Origin of the sequence: uncultured Acetobacterium sp. (assembly GCF_927416815.1) — a bacterium.
Lineage (GTDB): Bacteria > Bacillota > Clostridia > Eubacteriales > Eubacteriaceae > Acetobacterium.
This window is the reverse complement of sequence record NZ_CAKMJU010000063.1, coordinates 1-3,002: the sequence shown is the minus strand read 5'-3', so window position 1 is coordinate 3,002 and position 3,002 is coordinate 1. Positions and strand designations below refer to the sequence as shown.

At 39.0% G+C, this 3,002-nt stretch carries 4 protein-coding genes; all 4 read right to left on the bottom strand.

The window, feature by feature from the left end:
• Positions 1 to 28: 28 nt before the first annotated feature.
• The gene (locus QZ998_RS09905) at positions 29 to 1,444 is read right to left on the bottom strand and encodes an RNA-binding domain-containing protein (RefSeq protein ID WP_296560165.1); all 1,416 of its coding nucleotides are present in this window, start codon (positions 1,442 to 1,444) and stop codon (positions 29 to 31) included.
• A gap of 85 nt (positions 1,445 to 1,529) precedes the next feature.
• Positions 1,530 to 1,859 (bottom strand): hypothetical protein, encoded by a 330-nt coding sequence (locus tag QZ998_RS09900; protein WP_296560164.1) that lies wholly within the window; start codon positions 1,857 to 1,859, stop codon positions 1,530 to 1,532.
• A complete protein-coding gene (locus QZ998_RS09895) occupies positions 1,859 to 2,269 on the bottom strand; it encodes a hypothetical protein (protein WP_296560162.1) in 411 nt (136 codons plus the stop codon). Before QZ998_RS09895 ends, QZ998_RS09900 begins: the two co-directional genes overlap by 1 nt.
• Before the next feature lie 486 nt (positions 2,270 to 2,755).
• The coding region (locus tag QZ998_RS09890) for a hypothetical protein (protein WP_296560161.1) at positions 2,756 to 3,002 on the bottom strand (247 nt) is incomplete at its 5' end.

Below are 3,002 nucleotides of genomic sequence, written 5' to 3'. Positions count from 1 at the left end.
AGGCAAAGCAGGACGACAAGCGTTTGAATTACTGGAAGGGTATTGTGCGAAGCTGGGAGATAAACATAGCTTGGCGCATTTTGAGAAGACCTCCTTTAATTAAAGGATTAAGTATTTTCTGTCTAAAATGACCTCTATTATTAAGCCCCATAAACTGTTGCATTTCTTCCCTTGTTCGTGGGGTCCTGCAAAACTCTAACAACCCTTTAATATCCTCATTATCTTGGTTGGTATCTTGGACGGTATTTTGGTTGGTATCATGGTTGGTAGCTTGGACGGTCAAAGGAATAATCGTCTTAAATACATCCCCCTCGATAAACTCTGGGTCTGCTCCTGAATAAATCCGGTTGTATTTGTATATGTTTCTAACCCCTGAGCCAAGCTCATCAACCCATCCGATCTCTTTAAAGAACTTTGCAATCTTTGGATTCTTGGGATAAGGTGAAAAATTCTCTGGATCTATCATTCCATTTCCGTGAGGCTTGTTTCCATTTTCGATATAGACTCTGTTCCTCTCTACGAGCAGCTTAGCAGGAAATGGATTTGAGAACTCTCTATGAATCAGTAAATTTGAAATCGCTTCTCTGAAAATCTTATCCCTTAAACTCACACGCTGATCACCCTCGAGATAGAATTTGTCATTAAGATGTTTCGCAATAAACTGCATCAATCTTTCATAGCTTCTTAGAAGATTCACTCTAACATCATCCCGGTCATCATACCTGTCGAGGTCTTCCCTTCTCAGAATTGCATCTGTCCTATAATGTGGCAGGGCTGTTTGAATCATGAGTTCACTACCGAAAATCAAAATTCCTGCTAGGGTAATCCCTTGTTTACCTGTACTCTGGTCAGTCAAATACATACCTGCACTTTTCAGCAGATCAATATTATCCATTGAAACCCACGGGTGGCCGGGTTTCAGGTTTCCAACAGTTTTTCTAACTCTTGTAAACAATTCGTCTTCCAGCTCATCCATGTCAGCATACGGGTAAATTCTATTTTCTGTATATGTGGCTTGCTTTCTCATGTACAATTCAGACACCAGATTTGTGTTGTTTGTGATGTCAAAGTCACCATCTTCGTTCCGGTCAAAAATTTTCCCTTTGCAGCGATGTACCTGGGAACTCTCCGGTACGTTAATATAGAGAATAATTTTCCCGTCTACTTCTACTTCTTCCACGGCCAGATAAAAGGTAGGACTAAGGGTCTGCGGGTTATTAATCGATGTCACAAAATCCTTCTTGATTTGTTCTACTGAATCCCCATCAACACCTACGATGTCACCATTATCTTTGACGCCAAGAAATAGCTGCCCACCACAACGGTTCAAAAAACCACAGACAGACTCATATACGTCTTTATTTATCTTCTTTTTACTTTCTTTAAATTCTACAGTAATGCTTTCGCCTTGACTGATTATTTTCTTCAGATTTTCTGCTTTCATATTCAACACCTTTTATGCGTCTGTATAGCGACGCGTAGATTTAGTTTCTCCATTCTAAGAGAATAATAATCAAAGAGAATAATAATCATGAATTTGAGAACTTAGATATCAACCCAAAGATATAAGCGGTATTCATTGATTGCTCTCTTACTTCCTGACGCAGATGTATTTCTCCATTTCTCCACCGTTCATAGTATGCAGCAACCTTTAGAAAGTCGTCTTTAGTGATTCTCCTGGCACCGCTTAACTTAACTGAAGGGCTTTTATCGGATGTGTTGTCTACGTACAAATATTCATTTTTTGTATAAACTTTAAACCACAGAGGTGTTCTGCGATTCTGCGGAACGGTCGATGCATTGAAAGTCTCATGGGTTGCTGCATGGAAGATCTGATCCCATAATTTGTCGAAATCCATTATTCCACACCCTCCTTCAGCTGAATGACATTTCCAGGTAAAGCTTCAAACATCTCCGGATAATGACTACACCTTGCACGGACTTGGTTATATTTTGCTTGGGTTCCATCCTTCTTCAGATAAAGCTTTCTGTTATATATTACATCGGCAAGCTCTGCGGCATGCATCTTTCTACCTTCGGTATCTATTAACACGAGCTTCATGGCTTCTTGTAAGGTCAGCTTAGGAGTCGAAGGAGCTAGTATTTTTTCTATAGGACCCGCCTTTGGGTCGTACTTCAATAGAATGTACAATGGTTCGTTATCTTTTAGAATGACCACCTTGCCATTTTTCTCGACAACCTCAAACACATTATCTAGATCAGTTTTTAGTTTTTCATAAGATATTAGGCTCTCCAAACTCACTTCCATAATTTTCACCTCATCAGTAGTATACCACATACTTTTATACAAATACAATGATTTTGTATGATTTTTGTACTTTCGTTTTCTTTCTGGAAAATAAAAAGAAACCCACCAAGTGGCCGGATAGATTCCTATCAAGCTACTCAGTGGGTTTTAATTTGGTCATGATTTTCTTCGGATTCAGAGAATACCGTTCCATTATTAAAAAGAGCAGTGCCCTATTTTTTTACAGCATAATACCTCTGCAACCGGCTGGTGGGTTTATCTGGTAGGGTTTCTTTTAATATACCCCGCCCCAGTAAGGGAGTTACAATGAACTTCTTAAAGTTCACGTTTGTCTGGTATCTTGGGAGAAATGAGTATTCCAATTGAATAGTGCACCTATTCCGATGATTCAGAGCACGCTGTCCGTAAAACGAGTGCAATGTTTCCGGACAGAGTGCAATTAATTAAGTGCAGATTCTAACCGATAAATAGCCTTTGCTTAGTTATTTAACCCGCTTCAAGGAGAATGTGATATTGATTTATACTTAAAACTGAACCCCAGACTCCCATTATTCCAAGGGTTTTCGATCTAGAAACCAAAGGAAGAACCAAGGTTTCCATTTCTAGGTTAAGTTTCTCAAGATCAGATGTTCGGAATTTGACCCGTTTTTCGAGTTCAAGATTTAATATTCTGATAGATTCTTCTGCTAGTTTTCGCTGAGTAATATCAATTACGTTGGTAATGTAAAAAAGT

Bases quoted from the DNA above. Each gene is read 5' to 3' on its own strand.
- QZ998_RS09900 (WP_296560164.1), bottom strand. From the start codon at position 1,859: ATGGATTTCGACAAATTATGGGATCAGATCTTCCATGCAGCAACCCAT.
- QZ998_RS09895 (WP_296560162.1), bottom strand. From the start codon at position 2,269: ATGGAAGTGAGTTTGGAGAGCCTAATATCTTATGAAAAACTAAAAACT.
- QZ998_RS09905 (WP_296560165.1), bottom strand. From the start codon at position 1,444: ATGAAAGCAGAAAATCTGAAGAAAATAATCAGTCAAGGCGAAAGCATT.